Genomic DNA, 24,564 nt, shown 5'->3' on the forward strand with positions numbered 1-24,564 from the left:
AGATGATACTCCTCAGCTTTTTACAGTTAATGAGATTATCGCATTGTAAAAAATTAAGGAGAAAGTGAGCCTATGTATTGGTTACAACCATTTAATGTTTGTGGGAACTAGGGGGCACATTTACGCTTTTGTTCATAGTTATATAAGCCGAAATAGTTGAATGAAACGTTACGGGAAAAAAGCACTGTTATTACTGCTCTTATTCATATTGTAAAAGTTTAGTATGGATTATTTTACATAGTATTTAGAATATTAATAATAAATTAGAATGTTTTTATTATTTTTCTGTTAAAATTATTATGTTAACCAATATTTTGGTAATGTTAATTGGATTTAAAATTTTCCTTATTAAATAGGGATCGGGAGGTATTACTCTAAGTATGAGTAAATGGAGGAAATCGAAGAAATCGAAGTATTTAAAAGCAATAACAGCAATGGCTTTAACGGCTTCAGCCGTAGTAGTTGTAGCACCGATTGCATCAGAAGCAAGTAGCTTCAAGGATGTACATCGAACGCATCCATTTTATGACGACATTAAAAATTTAAATGATCGGGGCATTATTAATGGGTTCCAAGATGGCACATTTAAACCTGAACAAAACTTAACACGTGGACAAGCTGCTAAAATTATTGCAAGTGTATTAGAACTGGATACATTGAATGTTAGCAATCCCAACTTTAAAGATATTCCCACTACTCATCAATACTTTGGAGCTATTGCTGCTTTAAAGCAAGAGGGGATTATTGATGGCTATGAAGATGGAACATTCCGTCAGGGCGATTATATTGAGCGTAACCATGTAGCAAAAATTTTAGCGAACGCCTTCCATTTAAAAGCTTCGAATACAAATTCATTACCATTCACAGATGTGCGCGCTGATTACAAGGAAGCAATCGCTGCTTTATATGAAAACAACGTAACGACTGGTAAAACAGCTACATTATTTGATGGTTCTTCAAATGTAACACGAGGGCAAATGGCTGCATTTATTACTCGTTCAGAAGCTGTTGGCCATCCGATTTTCCAACCTTCACAAAGTGTAACGTTTAAAGTTGAAGAATATGCGGCGAATGAAATTGCTATTAATGGAAAGACATATTATTTTGATGATTCGGTAAAATCAATCTTTACCACTGAAAATAAGGCTGCACTTACGGGGGCAGAAATTACAGCAACTATTAAAAATGGTGTTATAACAAAAGTAAATAATGTTGTTTTAAATAAGGCAGGTTCAGCAGGGAAGGAAGTTGTATTCAAGACAAATGCAACGCTCGATTCCATAACGATTAACGCAGATGCTGTGATAGTTAAAAATGTATCGATTACAGGAAATGCAATTATTAGCTCAAATGTTAAAGCAAAAGTGGCATTTGATGGTGCTACAATTACTGGCGATATAATAGCAGAAGCCATAGATGGAGCAAAAGCTTCATTAGAAAATAAAAATGCAAGTCAAACTACACCTGTATTGACAATCAAAAATTCGCAAACAGGAAAAGTCCATGTCAAACGCAATAATATCTCAATTATGTCGAACTCGGTTATTCCAGAAATCATTATTACAGCTACTATTTCTGCTATAAATATTGAGGGAGCTGTAAAGAAGGTAACAATAGAATCTACGGCAAAACTGAAAATGACTGGAAATGTAAATTTTGAACGACTATTGCTTTCAACGGCCGTGGAATTAGCGTTGAATGTTGGTGGTGTAGTTAATTATTTATCGGTTCTAAACGCCGATGCTCGAATTACAATCGGTTCAGGTTTAATGATCAATACGTTGTCGATTCCAGCGGGTTCAACTGTAACAAAGATTATGACGAACTATGCAGCAGTTGCTTCCCAAATTAAGGCCGTTATTGGAGGTTCTTCGCCAAGCACTGGGGTTCCAAACAATGGCGGAGGAAATGTAGCACCCGATCCAGTTATTCCACCAGAAAAAGTAATTGAATTTAATGTCAAGAATGCTGAAGAATTAAAACAAGCATTAAAACAAGCAAAAGCAGGAGATTTAATTAAGTTAATGGCTCCAGTGACTATAGATATAACGTTAACAGATTTAGTAATGTTTGATTTGAATGGTTATACCTTGAATGGAAATGTAACGATAACAGCTCCAACAGCTAAAGGGAGATATACTTTCATGCCAGCTGGTAGTACGGGTACGATTTCAGGAGATTTAATCATTGATGCACCAAATGTAAACATCAGTTTAGATGGATTAACTGTTGAAGGACACACAGTAATTGAATAATAACTTTCACGTAAATTCCTTTGCAAAATAGAGAAAAGGATGAACGATAAAAAATCATAAGGAGCTTAACGAATGAAGAAATATGAATTTAATTTCGTTTCTAAAATAGCTTTATCATTTTTACTTATAATATCTATGATTTTGCCTTCCTTAACAGTTGTAAAGGCGGAAACGACAGAAGCCACTTCAATTGACTTTGTTGGACTTGATCCAACAGAACAGACTGAGCCAGCTAATCCTTCAGTCACTGAAGGAACAATTGCCGAAGCTCGTGCAGCTGTTGGAAAAGACCAAACATTTCAAATTCAAGGGACCGTTACGACAAAACCTGGTAGCTGGGGAGGCAAGGCCTTCTATGTACAGGATGAGTCTGCAGGGGTTTATGTTTTCTCTAGTTCTACAGAAGCAGGGAACTTAGCTGTTGGAGATATTGTCAAAATCACAGGGAAAACGAGTTTATATAGTGGAGAAGTTCAATTTAATTCACCGACAATTGAACGTATTTTTACAGGGACAGCACCCGCACCGCAAATAGTGAATCTACCACTTGAAGATAGCTTACAAGGTACATTAATTACACTTGAAAATGTGAAGATTAAAGATTTAGCGTCATCTGGTACGAATGGAACATTTGAGTTTAAAGCCGTTGATGCAGAAAATAACGAGCTAGTAATTCGCCATGATAACCGTACAGGCTATCAATTCTCTCAATTTGTAGCAGATGGGTTCAATAACAATGATGTAATTACAGTGACAGGGATTGCTTCCATTTTTAACGGGACCTATCAATTAAAAACCTTAAGCGCGGAAAGCTTCCAATTAATAGGGAACTACGAGCCTACACAAGTAGCGAATGTTAAAGCTTATCCAGCAACGGGTGAAGTTTTTGCAGGGTCAAAAGTAACATTGTCTACAGATACACCAAACGCAACAATCTATTACACGATAGATGGTTCTGAACCGTCAACAGCTAGTGAGGTTTATGATGCAGCAGCGGGCATTGTTGTAAATGCAGCAATGACGATCAAAGCATTTGCTACAGCAACTGGCTTAAACAATAGCGAAATTAAATCCTTTCATTTTACAGTTAAAGATGCGCCAGCCACTATTTCAATTACGGAAGCACGTAATAAAGAAATAGGACAAGTAGTAATCGTATCGGGTATTGTAACAGCAAAATTAGAAACTGCTACTGCTCACATTCAAGATGAAGAGGGTGCGGCGATTGCCATTTACCCTGTAGATAGTCTTACTGCAAATGTCGGCGATTTGGTGACGGTGCAAGGTCAAGTTGCTGAATATAGCGGACTAAAGCAATTAACAAATATTTCACTTGTTGGCATGCCTATTCCTTCTACACTACCAGGGGCAAACATTATTAAAAGTATTGAGGTTGCAGAAGACAATGAATCGAAATTAGTAACGATTAAAAATGTAGCCATTACTGGTTCAGGTCAAAATTTTACCGGAACTGATGATGTAGGCACATTTGCTATTTACGATAAAACACGTGACTCAGGTTTAGTAAGTGGAAAAACGTATGGGGAAATTACCGGTATTGTTGGTCAATATACAAATCATCAACTACTCCCGATTCGCATTATTGAAGATGTAACAAAGGTTCAGGATATTAAAGCTTCTCACGTTGGTGGGGTAACAGCGGGTACAAACGTTACACTTTCTACCATGACAGAAGATGCAACGATTTATTATACAGTGGACGGCTCAGCACCAACTACAGCTAGTACAAAATATACAGGGGAAATTCTTGTTAATAAACCGTTGACGATTAAAGCGATTGCAGTAAAAGAAGGTTTAACGAATAGTGCGATTGCTACATTTGTTTATGAGATTATTGATACTGAAAATGCCACAATTAGCGATATTCAAGGGCCAAGTCATATATCACCATATGTCGATTTAACAGTAAGTGATGTAGAAGGAATTGTAACATTCGTTATTAATTCAAGTAGCTTCATTATGCAAGAGGGCGATTCGACATTCGATGGCGTAAAATCAACAGCGATCAAGGTAAGTAAGTCGGGACATAATGTAGCTGTAGGGGATGTTATTAAAGTATCAGGGAATGTAACTGAAGTGGGTGGAAACTCTCGATTAAGAGATACGCAAATTTCAGCAACGAATATCACAAAAACAGGTGCAGCAGAAGTTCCAAAAGTACTTGTTATAGGAGAGGACCTATCCCCACCAAATAAAATTATTGATAATGATGGCTTTGCTATTTTTGATCCACAAGAAGATGGTATTGATTTTTGGGAATCTATTGAATATATGCGAGTATCATTCCCTGATGCGAGAGTGATTGGACCAATTTATAATAATGATTCACCAATTGTTGTACCGAGCACAACAAATAATACATTTAATGTGAATGGCGGTTTAAATATTGCAGCCGACGATTATAATCCAGAAAAAATTATGCTTGAAGGGGTAGCAGGAAAAAATTATGATTCGGGTGATCGTTTTAATGATCCACTTATCGGATTTGTAGAAAACTTTACAGATGGCTATCGACTGAACACGAATAAAGTCTTCCCTGATGTGACAAAGGCAAATCTTCAGCAAGAAGTGACGCATCTTGAACCAGTGGCGGACAAGTTAAATGTCGCTTCCTATAATATTGAAAACTTTTCGAATAATCCTGCCAATACATCTAATGAAAAAGTAGACAGAATTGCAGCGACATTTGTGAAAAATATGAAGTCACCAGATATTATTACATTAGTCGAAGTACAAGATAATGATGGACAAATTGATTCAGGAAATGCTGATGCATCTGAAAGCTATATGCGATTAATTAATGCAATTAAAGCTGCGGGTGGCCCTGCTTATGATTGGATTGACGTAATGCCTATTAATAATACAGTAGGCGGTGCGCCTGGTGGTAATATTCGTGTAGGCTACTTATATAATCCGACACGTGTTTCTTTAGTGACTGGTACAAAGGGAGCGGGTGACCAAGCGAATGGGTGGACAGCAGATGGAAGCCTTGCTTTAAATCCAGGCTTTGTTGATCCAACTAAATTTGCAGATACACGTAAACCAATTGCGGCGGAATTCAAATTCCAGGAAGAGCATGTAGTCATTATAGGAGCGCACTTAAATTCTAAAGGAGGCGATGGTTCACTTTGGGGACCAACTCAGCCGCCAGTGTTAGAATCAGTAACAAAACGTCTTCAGCTTGCTCAAGCCATCAATGATTTTATCGATGAAGGTCTTGCCATCAATCCGGATATAAATATCATTGTAGCAGGGGACATGAATGACTTTGAATTCACACCAGCACTTGAAACATTAAAAGGTGATGTTTTAACGAATATGGTGGATAAAGCCCCAGAGACTGATCGTTTTACGTACTTCTTCCAAGGGAACAATCAAGTGTTGGATCATATTTTAGTTTCGAATAATCTTGCTAACGTTACGGCTATAGACTTGATTCATATTAATGCGAACTTTACAGAAGCGCAGGGGAGAGCATCGGATCATGACCCTGTATTAGTTCAAATTGATTTGAAAGCAGGAAAAGAAGAAATACCAACACCAATAGTACCTGAAAATGTATATAGCTTTAATAACTATAAGACTGGTAAATTAATAATGAATCGTCCAAGCATTTCATTAACGTTAGGAAAAAATACTAATATTAAAAATGGAATTTCAGTATTTAGTCAATATGCCGAATTCCATGGTGAAGGATTTGCAGACAAAACTGTAACAATCAGTCCTAAAAAAGGAAATGCGATTATTGATTTTAAAGGTACGGAAATTGGTGAAATTATTATCGAAGGAAAAAATGTAAAAGAAATTCGTAATTTACCTGCTGGAGCGACTATAACGTATACAAAAGGGGCTTCTGCTGAGGAAATTGAATTTAAGTAATAACTACTTGCAGTAAGAATGTTAGGCATATGTCAATAATTTAAACTGCATGGATTATATTCATGAAGATCAGTATGCCATTCCAAACCCATTTGGAGTGGCTTTTACTTTTCTCATCTCATCAATATCTATGAAAAATGGAGAGTGGGTTCATTTTCATAAAATAGATAAAAAGAATTACCTTTATAAAGTGAATAGATGTACTTCAACTAACGGTGCTTAGTCGGTATTTTAGGCATGAAAACGAAAAATTTGACGAGAAAAAACTAAATAGATATTATAGATATGTTAAGTCCTTAATAGAGTGATTAGACCCAACCAACTAAACTTTATCCTTTTTTATTGAGATCAATGACTCATATATAATTGGCTTAACAAATGGAATGAAAAAGATATCATACATATAATTAGAGATGTCTTTTGTCTTAATTACAGATATTAAAGGTCTGTAATATATTGTGATATGGAGGGAAATAATGATGAATCAATACGATTGTATGATTATAGGTGGAGGCCCTGCTGGGTTAAGTGCTGCCTTAACATTAGGAAGAGCGCGCAGAAAGGTTGCACTAGTTGATAATGGAACAAATCGAAATCGTGTAACTCAGGAGTCACATGGTTTTTTAACAAGAGATGGGATAAAGCCACAAGAATTTAAGAATCTCGCAAGTAAAGATATAGAATCTTATCCTTCTATAACAATGATGGATCAAACCGTCATAGAAATAATTAAAGATGATATAACTGGTTTATTTCTAGTCAATACTTCGGAAAGTAAAACTTATGTAACTGAAAAAATACTGTTAGCTACTGGAATACAAGAGGAATTTCCACTCCCGCAAATCAGACAATATTATGGTAAAAGTTTGTTTAGCTGTCCATATTGCGATGGTTGGGAGCTGCGAGACAAGCCATTGGCTATCATTGCAGAAAACGAGGAGCATATTAGTCATATGACGAAATTGGTTTTTAATTGGTCACCGGATTTAATTGTTTTTACGAATGGTCATCAACTTTCCAAGAAGATTCAAAATGATTTTGAACAAAAGAAAATTAAGGCGTATACAAATGCTATTAAAGATTTACATGGGGATGATGGTAACTTATCTAGTGTTGAATTAGAAACAGGTGACAATATTTTAAGAGCGGGTGGTTTTGTTGTGCCAAGTTTTTATCGTCCCAATAAATTTGCTAAACAGCTAAATTGTCAAGTTGATGAAAACGGAACAATTATGACTGATGGTGCTGGACGAACAACTGCGGCTGGAATATATATTGCTGGTGAAACGGAAAAGGGTGGTCCCTCTTCTTTAATGATTGCAGCTGCGGAAGGCTTTAAGGCTGCTTCAAGCATAAACATGGATATAACAATAGAAAGATTTTAAATTTATGGTTAGCTGATGAGTCATATAAAATTCATCAGCTATTTTGAATATGACTAGTCAAGCTGGCGGAGAATGAACTTGGATATGTTATACTATAAATAAATATAGAATAACTAGAAAAGGTACATATTCATTGTAAATTAGCTGAAAAGTGTAGAACCGTTGGTTGCCTCTCACCTGTATGTTGAGCACATTTTAGTAGTCTTCGTAATGTTATGACGACTACTAAAATGTGTCATCATCGTAAGAGAGGAGTCCTACTTTAGACTAGTACAATAAAAAATCTACGAAGATAGGATGTATAGAGTAGGATGCGAGATTTACATCATACTCATAGTTTTAGACATAATTGCATCTTTACTGTAAAGGAAGATGCCTTTTTTATGTATAAAATTACTAGGGTGGCTACGTTTTTAGGTAAATAAGCGACTATTATTTTTGTTCCTATTTTTTAATAAAATAATGCTATCGCTACATGGTTATATTTTTATATGATTATGTTTTAGTTCGTTCTACAAGGTTATGTCAGAAAATATGAATAGTCTCAAATTGATGAACTTTTATTTCTCGATTTACTTTTTATATAAAGGATGGTACACTTAAAACTATCGAAAAACAATATATTGTGTTCGTTTTGTGTAGGTACTACTATATGTAGTTTAATAGGGAAGTTCGGTACTATTCCGACGCTGTCCCCGCAACTGTGAAGCTGACGATGATTGTAACCACTGTGTGCATTCGCATGGGAAGGAAATCAGAGATTGAAGCAAAGCCAGGAGACCTGCCTATATAAAACAAATTTATCATTTCTTCGGGGATTAAGAGATGGGAACGTCAGTATTTTTAGTATGTTAACGTTTCCATTTAAGCTATCTCTCTAGAAGAGGTAGTTTTTTTATTTTATGAAAAGAGGGATTACTATGAAACTTTATACGAAAACAATCTGTCCAAAATGCCTTTGGGTAAAATCCGAATTACAACGAGCAGGACTTGAAGCTGAAATTGTTAATATTGATCACGATGAACAAGCTAAACAAACAATTATAGATGCAGGTTTTTTAAGTGTGCCTGTTTTAGAGGTAGATGAAACATTTATAGGTGAGGTTCAGGAAATTGTTTCTCGTATTGAGATGATTACACTATGATCGTTTACGCTAGTCGTACAGGAAATGTCCGTAATGTAGTATCTAAATTAAGGGCAGAATCTATTGAACTCTCTGAGGAATTAAGCTTGAATAAGCCTTATCTTTTAATTACATATACAGATGGCTTAGGTGACATTCCAGCAAAAGTGCAACGTTTTTTAGAGAAAAATAGAGATTTTTGTAAAGGAGTAGTTGCTAGTGGCAATAGTAACTTCGGACATCATGTCTTTGGCGCTGCTGGGGAAAAAATTGCTACTACCTATCATGTACCCTTAGTGAGGAAGTTAGATTTGCGTGGCAATCAAACAGATTATGAAGCAATACAAATGTTTTATGAAACGAGGGTAATGGGATGAAAACTTATTTAAAGCTTAATAATGACGTACTGAATCGTTATAGTACAACAGGGCTACTAGAGTTAGAAAAGGACCGTGAGGCTACTCGCCGCTACTTTTTAGAATATGTCAACGTACGTTTACGTTATTTTATAGATATAGAGGAAAAAATCCGCTATTTAGTGGATGAGGGTTACTACGAGAAAGATTTTATCGACATGTACGAGATGGATTTTATAAAGATGCTGTACAAAAAAGCATATGATTATAATTTCCGCTTCCCATCATTTATGAGTGCAAGCAAATTTTATGACAGCTATGCTATGAAAAGTCGTGATGGTGAAGAAATCTTAGAAAAATATGAGGACCGTATTGTCATTATTGCCCTGTACTTAGCACAAGGAAACACTGTACTAGCAAAGCGTTCTGTTGAAGCAATGATGGAAGCCTATCAGCCTGCAACACCTACTGCATTAAATAGTGGGAAAAAAGCCCGTGGTGAATTAGTCAGTTGCTTTAAATTATCAATGGATGATTCTATGAATAGCATTGCTGAAAATATTGGTTATTGTTTAGAGCTATCACGCCTAGGCGGAGGGGTCGGGGTCAACTTAACGGATTTACGACCTTTAGGTGATCCAATTAAAGAAATATTAAACCGTGCAAGTGGAGTTATCCCAGTTGCAAAACTATTAGAAAATTCATTTAGTTATTCTAATCAGCTCGGTCAACGAAATGGCTCAGGAGTTGTTTACCTAAATATCTTCCATGCAGATATAGAGAATTTCATTTCATCAAAAAAACCAAATGCTGATGATAAAATTCGCCTCGCAACACTATCAACAGGAATTATTATTCCAAGTATTTTCTTCGATCTGATGAAACGTGATAAAGATATAGTGTTATTTAGTCCATATGATATTTTTAAAGTATATGGTAAACGAATGTCGGAAATTTCAATTTCAGAAATGTACTATGAACTACTTGATAATCCTAAAATCCGTAAAATTAAACGTTTGAATGCGCGTAGACTCTATACTGAGGTGAAAAAAGCTCAATTTGAATCAGGTTATCCTTTTGAAATTTTTGATGATAATGTCAATGAAGTACATCCACTAAAAAATATCGGTCGTGTAAAAATGTCAAACCTATGTACTGAAATCTTGCAAGTTCAAGAAACTAGTGTCATTACAGATCAAGATCAACCAAACGAATATGGGTTAGATGTGTCGTGTAATTTAGGGTCAATTGATATTCATGCAGCGAGTAAAGTAAATGATTTTGAAACATTAATCGATACAGCTATGCACTTATTAACAAATGTGTCACAAATGACATACATCAAAAATGTCCCATCGGTGGCAAAAGCGAATCGATTAATGCACTCAGTAGGGCTAGGTTGTATGAATCTCCATGGACATCTTGTTACGGAAGGCATTATGTATGGCTCGAAAGATTCTATTGATTTCATGGACCGTTTTATGGAAGCAATGAACTATTATTCTCTTAAATCATCGATGGAAATGGCTAAAGAAAAAGCAGAAACGTTCTACCGATTTGAAGATAGCGATTATGCTTCCGGTAGCTATTTTGATCAATATGTAAATAAGAATGAAGAAGAGCTATCATCTGCTGTGTTAAAAGCACTTGGCAACATTCCAATTATCACTAATAAAATGTGGGAATTATTAAAGGAAGATGTTATGGAATATGGTCTATTTCATTCCTATCGTTTAGCGATAGCACCAACCGGCAGTATTTCGTATATTCGTAGCTGTACGGCATCCATCTCTCCTTGTACAGAGCGTGTAGAGGTCCGTGATTATGCAGATAGTCGCACGATTTATCCAATGCCACATTTAACAAACGAAAACAGTCATTTATATGTTGAGGCCTATGATGTTGATCCTTATGATTTAATTGATTTATACGCAGCTTCTCAAAAACACGTTGACCAAGGTATTTCAATGACTCTTTATGTCACTGACAATTGGACAACAGAACAACTAGCTAAAGTATACATTTATGCATGGGTTAAAGGGATTAAGTCCGTTTACTATGTTCGTCAACGATTACAAAGCTTAGAGGAGTGTGTAGCATGTCAAATATAGTGTATGAGGCAGTCAACTGGAATAAGGCAACAAGTGAACTTGCCCAAATTTTCTGGGACCAGCAATGGAAGCAAATTTGGTTTCCTGAAGAAATTGCTGTGAGTAAAGATATTAAACAGTGGAAAAGTTTTGAGCATCAGGACACATATAAAAAAGTGTTTGCAGGACTGACTTTGCTTGATACCGTTCAGACGAATATAGGGATGAATCGTGTTGCTGCTTATACAGACGATTTACAGGAAAAGGCTGTATTAACCGTTTTTGATGCATTTGAGGCAATACATGCTAAATCATATTCTTATATATTTACAACGCTTTGTACAAACGAGGAGATAGACGAGCTCTTTGAATGGGTAAAGAAAAATGAATATTTACAATATAAGGCAAATAAGATTGCGGATATTTATAATAGTATAGAAGAAGGGGACTCTGAGAGCTTATGGAAAGCGATGTTTTCATCCGTTATGCTTGAATCTTTCCTTTTCTATTCTGGATTTTTCTACCCATTATACTTAGGTGGACAAGGTTTTTTAAGAAACAGTGCTGAAATTATTTCTCTCATTTTGCGCGACGAGTCCATTCATGGCGTAGCGGTAGGGTTTTTTGCTCAAAATTTATATAAGCAATTTTCTAAAGAAAAACAAGAATCCTTACAATTATGGGGTTATGAATTATTGCTGGATTTATATCAAAATGAAATGAAATATACCGAGGATATTTATGCGGAGACAGGATTATCGCCTGAGGTAAAAGCCTATGTGCGTTATAATGCTAATAAGGCCTTAATGAATGTCGGCTTTGAAGCCATGTTCCCTGAAGAAGAAGTGAATCCGATTGTCATGAATGGAATTCGTAATGAGGGCTCCACATATGATTTCTTTTCACAAAAGGGGGCTACCTATGCCAAAGCAAAAGTAGCGCCAATTACAGATGACACATTTAATTTTAATCGTTAGGATGAAGAACAATGAACGTAGAAGTAAAAATTAAAAGAATGCATGCAGATGCAATGCTACCAATGCAAGCTAATCCCGGTGATGCTGGGATGGATCTCTATTCCATTGAAACTGTAGAGATACCCGCTGGTGGGACTAAATTAATTAAAACAGGCATTCAAATTGAATTACCTAAAGGAACGGAAGCACAAATTCGACCAAGAAGTGGACTAGCCTTAAAACATAGTATTACAGTGCTCAATAGCCCAGGAACAATCGATGAAGGCTATAGAGGGGAAATTGGTGTTATTTTAATTAATCATGGTCAAAATACGTTCTTAGTAGAAAAATCTATGCGAATTGCCCAAATGGTGATTCAATTTGTCCCTACTATTCAACTACTGGAAGTCAATGAATTATCTCAAACGGTTCGTGGAACTTCTGGATTTGGAGCGAGTGGTACAAAATAAGAGTAAGTTTTAAATAGGCGTATGTCAGGATTGAGTTTGATACTGAACTCAATCCTTTTTATTTTTTTAAAATTGTCACATTCGTGTAACGTAGGTTCAGTACGATTTACATGAGGTGATAATATGAGAGAAATAAATATAGGAAACGAATGAAAAATAAGTTCAACATGATAGTTTCCCTTTGGTGTGCTTTAATAGTCGTCTTTGCTAATGGCTGTAGTTCTGTGGAGCAAGAAGAAAAACAAAAGAAACAAGAGAAACTGGCAACGCCACAGATGCAAAATGGTTTTTGGGATGAGCAAAGAAAAGGTACAAATTTTATGAATTCCACTTCTCTGCCAGAAAATTATGAAGAGGCTAATGAATTCAACATTGAATTTATCCGTTTAGCGCCTGATAAATGGGCAAAAGAAAGAGATTTTTTATTTGAAGATAAACCTGATGCTACTCCTAATAAAGATTTTTTAATCGGCAATGCAGATCAGTATGAGGGAATAGTTGAAAATGATTTCAAGATGTTAAAAGAAGATTTAGATGCAGCATATGCAAGAGGATCAAAAGTTGTACTGGCTGTTCTTAGTCTTCCCGGAAACCGATGGAGACAGTTTAATAACTATGAAAATGATGACCGAATTTGGCAAGATTTTAACTATCATGAGCAAGCAGCGCTTTTCTGGAAAGATCTTGCCGTGCGCTTAAAAGATCACCCCGCAGTGGTAGGATATAACGTAATTAATGAACCACATCCTGAAACAGCCACAGGATTTAATGATTTTTGGACAGAAGACTATGACAAATGGTACAACAAGATAGAAAACACGCCAGCAGATTTAAATAGGCTTTATGGAACGATTGTAGATTCTATACGATCTGTAGATGCGGATACACCCATTATTTTAGATTCGGGTTTATTTGCTACACCTTGGGCAATAAACTATTTAAAACCAATAGAAGACATAAATGTGCTGTATGCTTTCCATATGTATGAACCGTATGAAATGACGAGCCAAAATCGAAAAAAAGGATTCACATACACTTATCCTGGTAAGGTCAAAGTCGGGAATGATCAAGATGAAAAAATGTTTAATAAAACTTCATTAAAAGATTTTATAGAACCCGTTGCTAAATGGGCAGAAAAGCACAATATACCAAACAACCGAATTATTGCAGAAGAGTTTGGCATTAACCGAATGGTTGATGGAGCGGATCAATATATGAAGGATTTAATTGATATTTTTAATGATTACGGCTGGCACTGGGCATTTTATGCATTTCGTGAAGACACGTGGGATGCTATGGATTTTGAATTAGGTAATAAACCTGTTAAAGAGGCCTATTGGGATGCGCGGGCAATTGGAGAACTACCTGATAGAAAAGCAATAGAAGTAGATAATTCTATTTGGGAGGTCCTGAAAAAAGATCTGAACAAGTAACATGATTGTTCTCTGCTAAGATCAAATAGAAATTATATGTAGTAGTACAAACGATCGTTTGTACTACTTTTTTGCCTGACATTCGGCGCTTTAAATCAGTCCATCTTTCAATCAATATCTTGCTGTTGCAGGTAATAAAAGATAGTCATTGCCTGTCATTTAGTTTCGAAAATAGTTACGCGCTAGTAGAGTTGCAGAATTATATTCATCAGGCAATTCATCCTCAAAAAAAATAGCCTCTACGGGGCAAACTAATTCACAAGCGCCACAATCAATACAAATATCAGGGTTAATGACATATTGAGTATCCGTATTCACAATGCAATTTACGGGACAGACATCTAAACAAACGGCTGCTTTTTCATCCCTACATAATTCTGTAATTACAAAAGCCATTACAAATCCCCCCATAATTGATGTTTTAATTCTTCAGGTGAGTGTGTCCAATACTGTTTATTAAATTCAGATAAAAATTGGGAAAGTAGTTTTTTTGAATTTGTATCGACATGATTTAGGAGAAATTTCCCTTTAAGTGCTTTATCTAAATAATTTACTTGCTCTGGCAACGATTTATAGCCAAGTTTAATGCGGCGTTCTTCTTTTGATACCCGTACTTCACTTGCGGTACATCCCGCATAATAAGGTCCATTTTCCCCTACCTGAAGCGCTACCCAAACGATCCAATATCGATTATAATCGTCACTAGCATGAGCTAAATCTGGTGAAAAACGCACTTTTTTTTCAATAATACTTCGCCCATGTAAGGCTTCTAAGTCTATAAATACGTGTTCTTTTTCACAATCTATAATAACAGGCGTTACATTATTTAAATCAAGGGTACCTACTCCATACCCTCCATCTCCATCTGTTGAATCATTACTTAAGATGGTAAAATGTATCTTTTCTTTCATAGAAAACACCCCCACACTTTTTACAACATTTACAGGTGTCGCAAATAGAAACAATGTATAGTATTAAAAAGCAAATTCATTACGTATAGCTTTTATAAATTAATCTAATTGAACGTTTTAGTAGTAATTTTTATACTATACGTAATGGTTGCCAAGGATTTCTCCTCATACTTTTTTAATTCAAAAGTATAACTGAAATATACAACTTATTATCCTTTGTTGTCTTCGGACTTACGTCTGAATTGTTATGATATGGTAAATTGATGTTCGCTTACATTTTTATGAACTTTATATAAATAAGAAAATTGACAATGTCTATTTCGATAAATAAATTTCACTGAGTCATACAGAAAGAGTAGAATTGGTACTAAATAGATTTAATGAGAGGAAATGAATAATGAAATTAGAACGATTACTATCTATTATCTTCAAGCTTCTCAATCATGAAATAGTGTCGGCTTCTAGCTTAGCAAATGAATTTCAAGTATCATCAAGGACAATTTATAGAGACATTGAAGCAATATGTGCCGCTGGGATACCAGTCGTTTCTTTCCAAGGGACAAACGGCGGTTTCGGGATTATAGAAGGATACAAATTCGATAAAAGCTTAATGGACCCTAACGACATTTTGAATTTAATCTCAGTATTAAGTAGTTTATCAAGTATCTTTGAAGATAAAGATGTTGAACATACACTAGAAAGACTAAAAATGCTGGACATAGGTGATAAAAAAAGTGCGTTCATGATTGATTTGGAAAGCTATAGGACGGAACCGAGTTCTTTAATGAACCTTAGACAAGCTATATACGAAAGAAAAGTAATTTACTTTAATTATGTAAATAATAAAAATGAATTTACGTCTCGTGAAGTAGAACCCATTCACCTTCATTATAAGTATTGTAACTGGTATTTATATGGTTATTGTAGAGGGCGTACGAGTCATAGAGAATTTAAAGTATCGCGTATGATGGGCATTACTCTGTCACAAGAAAAGTATTTACAAATGCATGAGTATAAAAGCGATTCATCCTATTCAAGAGGTCATCAAGAGAGAGTACAGGAGGTGGTCATCTGGGTAAGTCCATATTCCTTAGCGGAAGCATTAGACCAATTCCAAAATTCTTCAAAGGTCATGAATAGCGATGGAAGTATGACATTTACATTTTCCGTCTATCAACCTCTGCATGCTGGATGGCTGAAATCGATTCTTTTAAGCTTCGGTAGTGAGGCTAAAATTATAAAGCCTGTTGAACTGCAATCAATTTTAGTAGAGGAAGCCAAAAAATTAATCAATATTTATAAAGATGTATGACAGGCTGCTGTCATATATCTTTTTTTATAATCAAAAAGTAAGTTTCTAATACTAATAATAAAGGAGTAGATGTTTTATGAATCATGCAAAAAATATGTACGAGTACCATGTTTGGGCTAATAAGGTGCTATTAGAAAGAATGAGGGAATTGCCAAGCCATGTTCTATATGAAGAGATTAAAAGTTCATACTCAACGATTGCTCAAACATTTAGTCACATATATGTCGTTGATGTAATGTGGTTACAAGTACTTAAAGGAATTGATATGCAAGAAGCATTTCAAGCTGCAAGGACATTGGTAGAAAAGACTAATTTTTATTCTTTAGATGAATTTATTAAGGCAAATGAAAAACTTGCTACACAGTATGAAAAATGGATGAGTAGCCAGCAAGATTTAGAGCAGAAAATAAACGTGAATAACCCTTGGACAGGTTCTAGAAATACAGCATACTCAGTAATTTTATTCCATGTTGCTAATCATGGTACATATCACCGTGGAAACATAACAACTATGTTAAGACAACAGGGGTACGAATCTATCATGAATGACTTTTCTTTGTATTGGTATTTATAGTTGTTCCATACACTAAACATTTAAATATAATGCCACAACTACTGATTTTATATGATCTTGCTAGAGGTAATGGTAGTAATCAACTCATCATATGGTTGAATCAGCAGAACCTTGCTGGATTTACTACATTCATCATTAAAAAATAAGGAGGAACACAATTGAAAAATATTTTAGTTTTTATTATTGATGGCTTTGCCGATTGGGAGGCAAGTTATGTAACGGCAGAGTTAAATAAACCTGGGACAGGATTTCAAGTTCAGACAATTGCAATTGATAAAAATCCAAAGAAATCGATGGGAGGATTGACGGTTCTTCCTGACTATAGCCTACTAGATTTTCCTTTTGATTTAGAAATCACTATGTTAATCATACCTGGTGGAACTGGATGGAAGGAAGAGAAAAATCAACAGGCCAAGAAGCTTGTCGAGTTTTGCTTTACAGAGGACATCCCAGTTGCAGCAATCTGTGATGCCACTACTTTTTTAGGGAATCACGGATTTCTTGAGCAATATAACCATACAGGTAATTCATTAGCCTATTTGAAAGAAGCGGCACCTAATTATAAGGGGGATGAAAAATATATAGACCAGCAATCCGTTAGTGATGGCAGTCTTATAACAGCAAATGGCACCGGTGCATTAGAATTTTCGAGAGATATTTTATGTAAATTGGCTGTTTTAGAAAAAAAAGAACTAAAGGAATGGTATGATTTATTTAAAAAAGGATTTATTGTTTAATGGTCATCAGGTTGCTATTAAAATTTGATAAGTCCATTTCTACCATACCTTTAAAATAATAATTTAGGAATAACCTTCTACATCTAAGGATAGTAGGAGGTTATTTTTCCCTTTAGTGTTATATATTTTTTATATTAATCTATAGCTAATAATATATTATCCGTAATAATACGTGGCTTTTATAATGAAGATACCATATAAAAGGAGGGTCTAGCATGGAATTTAATAAACTTGGCAATAGTGGATTATCCATCAGTAAGATTGCCTATGGAAACTGGATAAATCATGGCGGAAAAGTGAATGAGGAGATGGCACATGCATGTGTAAGAGCAGCATTAGATGTTGGTATTACAACATTTGATACCGCTGATGTTTATTCAGACACGAAAGCAGAGGAAATACTTGGTCGCTCATTACAAGATGTGAGGAGAGAGAGCATTGAACTATGTACGAAGGTGTGCCATCCGACTGGTAATGGGCCAAACGATAAAGGTTTATCTCGAAAACATATTCTAGAAAATTGTCATGCTTCTTTACGTCGGTTACAAACCGACTATATTGATGTCTATTTTGCACACAGGTACGATCCAACTACTCCTCTCGAAGAAACGATGCTAGCATTCTCAGATCTTGTAAGACAAGGTAAAGTACTTTATATCGGTGTAAGTGAGTGGACGGCAGAACAAATTACTAGGGCTGCATCTCTTGCACGAGAATTGCATATTCCTCTCATCGCTAGCCAACCACAGTATTCCATGCTATGGAGAGTTATCGAAACTGATGTGATACCGACTTGCCAACGTGAAGGGCTAGGACAGGTCGTTTGGTCGCCTCTAGCACAAGGTATTCTTACAGGAAAATATTTACCACAAAAACCAGTGCCAGTGCAGTCCCGGGCTAACTCTGATGCGGGCAAACCTTTTTTCAACAAACTTGCACGACGTTGGATGGACGACAATGTACTCACGGCTATACAAAAGCTTAAACCTATTGCACAAGAGATGGATCTTACTCTTGCTCAACTTGCAGTAGCTTGGGTACTACAAAACGAGCATGTTTCCTCAGCGATTATTGGTGCGTCAAGCCCAGAACAGGTAAGAGAGAATGCATTAGCTGCTAGCGTCAAACTAGAACCTGCAATCATGAATCAGATTGATGGAGTTCTAGAAGGTATCATTGAGTACGACCCAAGTAAAACGGGATAATTTTTTGTACAAGACTTTTCATACTTGATGACCCATCCCATTATAGGATGGGCTTTTATTATTGGTCATTCATTTGGGACATGGAATAGTGCTCTCTAACAATTGTTAAGAAATGAGGAACGACTGAAGATTTTTCATCTTGTCTCCAGCCAACATATAGGTTTATTTTTGGTGTAGTCTCTTTGATTTTTTTATAGATTACTCCAGGACGGTTATAACTTTCCATCGATGAAGGAACAACAGAAACACCCATTCCAGTTGCCACTAGATTAACAATCGTTTGCATTTGTATAGCCTCTTGCACGACGTTTAAACTTACCCCGTGATCCCAAAAGTAGCTAATGATTAAATCATAAAAATGGGGACCAAAATGCCGCGGAAACATTATAAACGGTTCATCCGCTAGTAATTGTAATGGAATTTCGGGCAAAGAGACTAAAGGGTGATCTTGATGTAAAACTAATCTTAAAGATTCCTCAAAACAAATTTCTGAAGCAAGTGTTTCGTTGTTCTGCTCAGAACGTATAAATCCAATATGAATTTGTTTTTCATAAAGTGCTGCTAATTGTTGTTCTGTTGTCATTTCACGTAAGGTAAGATGAACTTGTGGAAAGCGTGCTCTAAATTTATTAAGGATTTTTATAACGATTTCTGTTGAATCAACAAAACCTATGATTAAGCTCCCATTTTTCCCTTCAGCAGCAAGTTGTGTTTCATGTATGGTTTTTTCTAATTGAATGAGAGTTTGCCTAGATCCTTGTAAAAATATCTTCCCTGCATCTGTTAGCTCAACCATTCTCTTTGTCCGATGAAAAAGTTGAACGCCCAGCTCTTCTTCTAATTTACGAATTTCTTGGCTAAGGGGAGGCTGTGCCATCCGAAGACGTTCTGCCGCACGACTAAAATTCAATTCTTCTGCCACCATCATGAAATAGCGCATCTTTCTAATATCTATTTTCAATCACCCCTTCTAAAATCGATATAGTAATGATAGGCGAACAATAATTATAGCTAATTTTAACAATTTATATTTTATTAGCATAGAATTTAACCTGTTAATGCTTTACATTTATACCGTTCTATAATTCATTAAACATACTATTATACCAAAACAATAAATGGAATCTGAAAAATGGAAATTAAAGTTTCCAGCTATAAATAAATGTTTTTATGTGCATTTTGTCTTCGTTTATCTAATTATTGGGAAAAAGTTATGTAATAATTACCTATCTAACCAATTTGATATTAAAATTACCTTATTTTTAGCGTTTATTTATTGGTAATGTAGTTATATTATTGTCTTGTAAAGCAAATTTAAGATTGATTGGTATTTTTCATCATGAAAAATTTTGAAGGCTGCTTTATCCATAACGATTAGTAATTATTATTTGAGAGAACGTATTATACATATCTTTAAAAGTTAATAGAGCGGTAATATTGTTCTCACAGAATAATATAATTTTATTTGAATTCTGGAGGAATATAAAATGACGAAACATAACAAAGGTCGTAAATTTTTCGTAACTACTGCTACAGCAGCACTTGTAGCATCAGCAATCGTACCGGTAGCATCAGCTGCTGAATTTAATGATGCAGATAGCATTTCATCATGGGCAAAAGAAGCGGTGCAGTTTTTAACTGACAAAGGTTTCATCCAAGGTGATGAAAAAGGAAACTTCAACCCAGCAGGTACACTTACTCGTGCTGAAGCTGCTGAAATTTTATCAAAAGCATTAGACTTAAAAGCTACTGGAACAGAAGATTTTACAGATGTAAATGAAAATGACTGGTTCTATAATGCAGTGCTTGCTACTTCACCAGAATTATTTGACGGTATGGGTAATGGTAAATTTGAACCAAAAGCACAATTAACAAGAGAACAAGCTGCTAAAGTTATCGTTCAAGGTTATGAATTAACTGGTAAAGCAGACCTTAGCCAATTCTCAGATGCTTCTAAAGCTTCTAAATGGGCTGTATCTTACTTAGAAACAGCTGTTGAAAATGGTGTAATCAATGGTAAAGGATCATTATTAGCGCCACAAGATAAAATTAGCCGCGAAGAATTCGCTACTATGGTTAAACGTACAATTGATGCAGTTAAAGAAGTAACACCAGCAGTAGAATCAGTAAAAGGACTTAATGCAAAAGAATTTGAAGTGAAGTTCAACACAGCTGTTGATGCAAAAGATGCTGCTGTAACAGCGAAATATGCAATTGATGGTATAACGATTACGAACGCTAAAGTATCTGAAGATGGAATGACTGTTACTTTAACAACTGATAAAGAAATTAAATTAACAAATGGCAAAGTGACTGTAAACCCAATCAAAACAAAAGCAGATGCAAAAATTCTAACTGAAGAATTTAATAAATTAATCACATTTGCTGATACAACTCCTGTTAGCGTAAATTCTGTTGAAGCAAAAGGCACAACAGCTGTAATCACTTTCGATGAGCTTGTACAAAACGAAGGAACAGTAAGCTTAAACGGTACTGAACTTGCTAAAGATCGTTATACATTATCTGGAAAAACATTAACGATCAAAGGTTTAACTGCTGATCAAACTTATAAAGTAGACATCGTAGGGGCAACTGACTTCGCTAATAATATCGCAAATCCAATTGCAGTGAACTTCACGGTTCTAAAAGCAGACGTTGATAATTCTAAACCAACTGTTTCTACTGCAGTGAATGGAACAGAAATCACGTTTGATTTCTCAGAAGAATTAATGAAACAAAATCTTGATGCAGATGCTGGTGCTACTGCTGCCGAATATGCAAAAGTAACAGTCGGTTCTACTGTTTACTACTTAAAAGATGCTGATATGAAAGATACAGAGGATAAAACTGTATTTACTATTGATGCAAAAGCTGCATTAGGTACAGCTACATTCATTAATGCGGACGTGAAAGTCGAAGGACAAAAAGATTTAGCTGGTAATGCTGGAGATGCATTTGAATTCAAGGCTATTTTATCTAAAGATTTAACGCCTGCTACACTTGTATCTACTTCGACTAAAATGTTAGTAGCTGACGATGTTAATGCTACTACTGATGTAGATGCTCTATACCTTACTTTTAGCGAGCCAGTAAAAGTAGATGGTAAATTAACAGTTAAAACTCAAAATGGTATTGCTTACACTACTGGAAAAGAAACAGCTGTAAAAGCAGATGCTGGTTACGATGTAGATGGTAACGGTAAAATTGAGGGTGCCGAGAAAAACACTGTGAAAGTGAACATTGACTTAGATAGCAATTCAACATACACATTTGAATTATCTGCTAAAGCAGTTGCTGATTTAGCTGGCAACGTAACTGCAGATACAATCACATTCAATGTGACAACTGGCACGTATGAAGCTACACCTGAAACTACTACAGATTCATTAGTATTTGGGGCTACACCAGTTGTAGTAACAGATAACAATGTATTCACTGTTGAATATGCTGCTGATGTGACTGCAACAGCAACAAACGCTTCTAGCTACACACTTGGAGGAAAAGAGCTACCTGCTGGCACTCAACTTCAATTTGTTGATGGTACTAAAAAGGTACGCTTCACTTTACCAGAGGGTTCTATCACTGCAAATGGTAATTATGTACTTGAAGCTAAAAATGTAGTAGATACTAAAGGTAACACTCTTAAAAATGGCAAAGCGACAACTCTAGTTGCTCTTAAAGAAAATATTGTGCCTGTAGCTTCTAAAGTAACAGTAGTAGATAGCAAAACATTTACAGTTGACTTCACTGAAAGCATTGCTGATCAAGCTACACCAACAGGTTTAACAGTTAAAATTGCTGGCTCAACTGTAGAAATTGCTTCAGCTTCTGTAGCTAATGGTAAATTAACTGTAACAACTAAAGCTGACTACGCTTTAACTGATAGCATTGTAGTTGAATTTAAAGCTACAAACCTTGTTGATGCAAATAACAACAAAGTAAAAGACGGTTCAGTTTCAAAATAATTAAGCTGATCATGTAAGAAAGCCCTGTGGATTTCCGAGGGCACTGAAAAAGTCAATATCTTCTCATATTGCGAGGTATTCAGCGATTAAATCGTTGAATACCTCGCTTTTTTCATTTGGCACTGTAACTCTACTGTTGTTTTCCGAAGCATTCCGCTCGCTTTCCGCGGGCGAGCGCCGAGCCTCCTCCTACGCTTCTCTTCGTGCGGGGTCTCGTCTGTCTCGCTTTCCCGCAGGAGTCGAGCGATACTTCTCCAAACAACGCAATGTATCACACTATTATTTTAGTCACGCTTTCTTTTATAATAAAAGAATTAATGTGCAGGTGGTGCCCCCGATGATATCAAATCAAGAAACCCTTAATTTAAGTCCATATATGGCGATCTACGATATTGTTGTGCCAAAAGATAATATACTTCGCCAAATCAATGAACTTGTTGATTTTTCATTCATTTTAGAAGAGTTAAAACCAAAATATTGTTTAGACAATGGACGTAATGCCATTCCTCCAATTCGTATGTTTAAGTACTTATTATTAAAAGCGATTTACGATGTATCAGACGTCGACCTTGTAGAGCGTTCAAAGTTCGATATGTCATTCAAATATTTCTTGGATATGGCGCCAGAAGATCCAGTCATTGATTCAAGTTTGCTTACAAAATTTCGTCGGCTTCGTCTTCAAGACGTAAGCTTATTAGACATGCTCATTGGGAAAACAGTTGAGATCGCATTGGAGAAAAATATCATCAACCGTCAAACGATTATTGTGGATGCCACACATACAAAAGCACGTTACAACCAAAAAACGCCTAAAGAATTTTTACAAGAGAAATCAAAAAACGCTCGAAAAGCTGTCTACAAAATTGACGAATCAATGAAAGAGAAATTCCCCGCAAAGACCACTTCTAACGAAGTAAAGGATGAATTAACTTACTGTAAGGCAGTTATTTCAGTCATTGAAAAGGAACCACAAATTGCACAAATGCCATCTGTCAAAGAAAAGCTGAATATTTTAAAAGAAGTCGCAGAAGATTTCCAAGAACATCTAAATTACTCTTCTGATACGGATGCGCGAAAAGGGCATAAGACATCGGAATCTTCTTTCTTCGGGTATAAGACACATATCGCGTTGAGTGATGAACGTATTATTACAGCGGCTGTCATTACAACAGGTGAAAAAAGCGATGGAAAATATCTTCAAGAGTTTATTGAAAAAAGCACACAAGCAGGTATGAAAATTAATAAAGTTATTGGAGACGCAGCTTACTCCGAAAAGGCAAATATCGAATATACAAAAGAAGAGAAAATCGCGCTCGTTGCAAAGCTGAATCCTATTCTTACACAAGGACCACGAAAAGAAGAAGACAAGTTTGAGTTTAATAAAGAAGCTGGAATGTTTGTAAGGCCGGTCATCTCGCGACAAGAAAAGCCCGTACGGGTAAAAAAGGAACGAGTAAGAGTAAGAGTCAAAGTCAGACATATTATTTTAACGTTGAAAGATGCAGAGTATATCTAATGAGAGAGGGCTGTTATAAAGAAGGCGCAAAAAGTAAAACATATTCTGTCACAATTAAGTCGGATACACATGTCGAACAAGAGGCATTTCAAAATACGGAAGCATTTAAGCAATTAGCCGTAAATCGCTACAAAATAGAAGCGAAGAATAGTGAATTAAAAAACGGACACGGGTACGATAAAGCATCGACTGCGGGTCTATTTGGCATGGAAATTCAAGGTGCTACAACGATATTCGCTGTCAATTTGAAACGGATATTAAAGCTACTAAACGAAAATGAATAAGGAATAGAGACAGAAATAAGGCACTTCCTGTTCAAAATTGAACAAAAAGTGTCTTATTTTCAACTGAAAAAGGTTCGCTTGTATGAAGACG

General features: G+C 35.7%; 17 protein-coding genes, 1 pseudogene and 1 riboswitch. Of the genes and pseudogenes, 15 read left to right on the plus strand and 3 right to left on the minus strand.

Going from position 1 to position 24,564, the window contains the following annotated elements; translation table 11 throughout:
- Positions 1-380 precede the first annotated feature (380 nt).
- From AC1Q6O_RS04950 to AC1Q6O_RS04990, 9 genes are all read left to right on the plus strand, one after another.
- Positions 381-2,255: an S-layer homology domain-containing protein gene (locus tag AC1Q6O_RS04950; RefSeq protein WP_492400958.1), complete on the plus strand. Its 1,875-nt coding sequence runs from the start codon at positions 381-383 to the stop codon at positions 2,253-2,255.
- Between the two features lie 72 nt (positions 2,256-2,327).
- On the plus strand, positions 2,328-6,155 hold the full coding sequence (locus tag AC1Q6O_RS04955; RefSeq protein ID WP_492400960.1) for a chitobiase/beta-hexosaminidase C-terminal domain-containing protein: 3,828 nt from the start codon (positions 2,328-2,330) through the stop codon (positions 6,153-6,155).
- 479 nt (positions 6,156-6,634) lie between these two features.
- Positions 6,635-7,540, plus strand: coding sequence for an NAD(P)/FAD-dependent oxidoreductase (locus tag AC1Q6O_RS04960; protein WP_492401028.1), 906 nt, complete (start codon positions 6,635-6,637; stop codon positions 7,538-7,540).
- A gap of 623 nt (positions 7,541-8,163) precedes the next feature.
- Positions 8,164-8,343: riboswitch (cobalamin riboswitch) on the plus strand.
- A 117-nt stretch (positions 8,344-8,460) separates the two neighbouring features.
- Positions 8,461-8,685, plus strand: a complete 225-nt coding sequence (locus AC1Q6O_RS04965) for a glutaredoxin family protein (RefSeq protein ID WP_025114200.1) — start codon at positions 8,461-8,463, stop codon at positions 8,683-8,685.
- The gene (nrdI, locus tag AC1Q6O_RS04970; RefSeq protein WP_025114201.1) at positions 8,682-9,041 is read left to right on the plus strand and encodes a class Ib ribonucleoside-diphosphate reductase assembly flavoprotein NrdI; all 360 of its coding nucleotides are present in this window, start codon (positions 8,682-8,684) and stop codon (positions 9,039-9,041) included. The genes AC1Q6O_RS04965 and nrdI overlap by 4 nt, the downstream gene beginning before the upstream one ends.
- Entirely contained in the window at positions 9,038-11,131 is a 2,094-nt protein-coding gene (gene nrdE / locus AC1Q6O_RS04975; protein WP_008174442.1) for a class 1b ribonucleoside-diphosphate reductase subunit alpha, read from the plus strand. Before nrdI ends, nrdE begins: the two co-directional genes overlap by 4 nt.
- Positions 11,119-12,087 carry a class 1b ribonucleoside-diphosphate reductase subunit beta gene (gene nrdF, locus AC1Q6O_RS04980; RefSeq protein ID WP_008174439.1) on the plus strand — a complete coding sequence of 323 codons (969 nt, stop codon included), beginning with the start codon at positions 11,119-11,121 and terminating at the stop codon, positions 12,085-12,087. The genes nrdE and nrdF overlap by 13 nt, the downstream gene beginning before the upstream one ends.
- 11 nt (positions 12,088-12,098) lie before the next feature.
- The gene (dut, locus tag AC1Q6O_RS04985; protein ID WP_089985473.1) at positions 12,099-12,536 is read left to right on the plus strand and encodes a dUTP diphosphatase; all 438 of its coding nucleotides are present in this window, start codon (positions 12,099-12,101) and stop codon (positions 12,534-12,536) included.
- Between the two features lie 149 nt (positions 12,537-12,685).
- Positions 12,686-13,969, plus strand: a complete 1,284-nt coding sequence (locus tag AC1Q6O_RS04990) for a glycoside hydrolase family 5 protein (RefSeq protein ID WP_492400962.1) — start codon at positions 12,686-12,688, stop codon at positions 13,967-13,969.
- Positions 13,970-14,128: 159 nt separating this feature from the next.
- Here the strand turns inward: AC1Q6O_RS04990 and AC1Q6O_RS04995 are convergent, their stop codons facing one another.
- Together AC1Q6O_RS04995 and AC1Q6O_RS05000 are read right to left on the minus strand one after the other, a co-directional pair.
- The gene (locus AC1Q6O_RS04995) at positions 14,129-14,365 is read right to left on the minus strand and encodes a ferredoxin family protein (RefSeq protein WP_089985475.1); all 237 of its coding nucleotides are present in this window, start codon (positions 14,363-14,365) and stop codon (positions 14,129-14,131) included.
- Positions 14,365-14,880 carry a YwhD family protein gene (locus tag AC1Q6O_RS05000; protein ID WP_089985477.1) on the minus strand — a complete coding sequence of 172 codons (516 nt, stop codon included), beginning with the start codon at positions 14,878-14,880 and terminating at the stop codon, positions 14,365-14,367. Before AC1Q6O_RS05000 ends, AC1Q6O_RS04995 begins: the two co-directional genes overlap by 1 nt.
- A gap of 397 nt (positions 14,881-15,277) precedes the next feature.
- Here AC1Q6O_RS05000 and AC1Q6O_RS05005 point away from each other — a divergent pair, with 397 nt between their 5' ends.
- The 4 genes from AC1Q6O_RS05005 to AC1Q6O_RS05020 all read left to right on the plus strand — a co-directional run bounded on the left by AC1Q6O_RS05005 (position 15,278) and on the right by AC1Q6O_RS05020 (position 18,708).
- Positions 15,278-16,192, plus strand: coding sequence for a helix-turn-helix transcriptional regulator (locus AC1Q6O_RS05005; protein WP_089985479.1), 915 nt, complete (start codon positions 15,278-15,280; stop codon positions 16,190-16,192).
- A 76-nt stretch (positions 16,193-16,268) separates the two neighbouring features.
- A complete protein-coding gene (locus tag AC1Q6O_RS05010; protein WP_492400964.1) occupies positions 16,269-16,766 on the plus strand; it encodes a DinB family protein in 498 nt (165 codons plus the stop codon).
- A 158-nt stretch (positions 16,767-16,924) separates the two neighbouring features.
- A complete protein-coding gene (locus AC1Q6O_RS05015; RefSeq protein ID WP_089985483.1) occupies positions 16,925-17,503 on the plus strand; it encodes a type 1 glutamine amidotransferase family protein in 579 nt (192 codons plus the stop codon).
- 215 nt (positions 17,504-17,718) lie between these two features.
- Positions 17,719-18,708, plus strand: a complete 990-nt coding sequence (locus AC1Q6O_RS05020; RefSeq protein ID WP_342550855.1) for an aldo/keto reductase family protein — start codon at positions 17,719-17,721, stop codon at positions 18,706-18,708.
- Positions 18,709-18,766: 58 nt separating this feature from the next.
- Here the strand turns inward: AC1Q6O_RS05020 and AC1Q6O_RS05025 are convergent, their stop codons facing one another.
- Positions 18,767-19,663, minus strand: a complete 897-nt coding sequence (locus AC1Q6O_RS05025; RefSeq protein ID WP_089985563.1) for a LysR family transcriptional regulator — start codon at positions 19,661-19,663, stop codon at positions 18,767-18,769.
- A 532-nt stretch (positions 19,664-20,195) separates the two neighbouring features.
- Between AC1Q6O_RS05025 and AC1Q6O_RS05030 the strand changes: the two genes are divergently transcribed.
- Positions 20,196-22,673 carry an S-layer homology domain-containing protein gene (locus AC1Q6O_RS05030; RefSeq protein WP_239354338.1) on the plus strand — a complete coding sequence of 826 codons (2,478 nt, stop codon included), beginning with the start codon at positions 20,196-20,198 and terminating at the stop codon, positions 22,671-22,673.
- Between the two features lie 337 nt (positions 22,674-23,010).
- A pseudogene (locus AC1Q6O_RS05035) lies at positions 23,011-24,473 on the plus strand (IS1182 family transposase).
- Positions 24,474-24,564 lie beyond the last annotated feature (91 nt).

Source organism: Lysinibacillus sp. GW823-FHT06C08 (genome assembly GCF_058795135.1).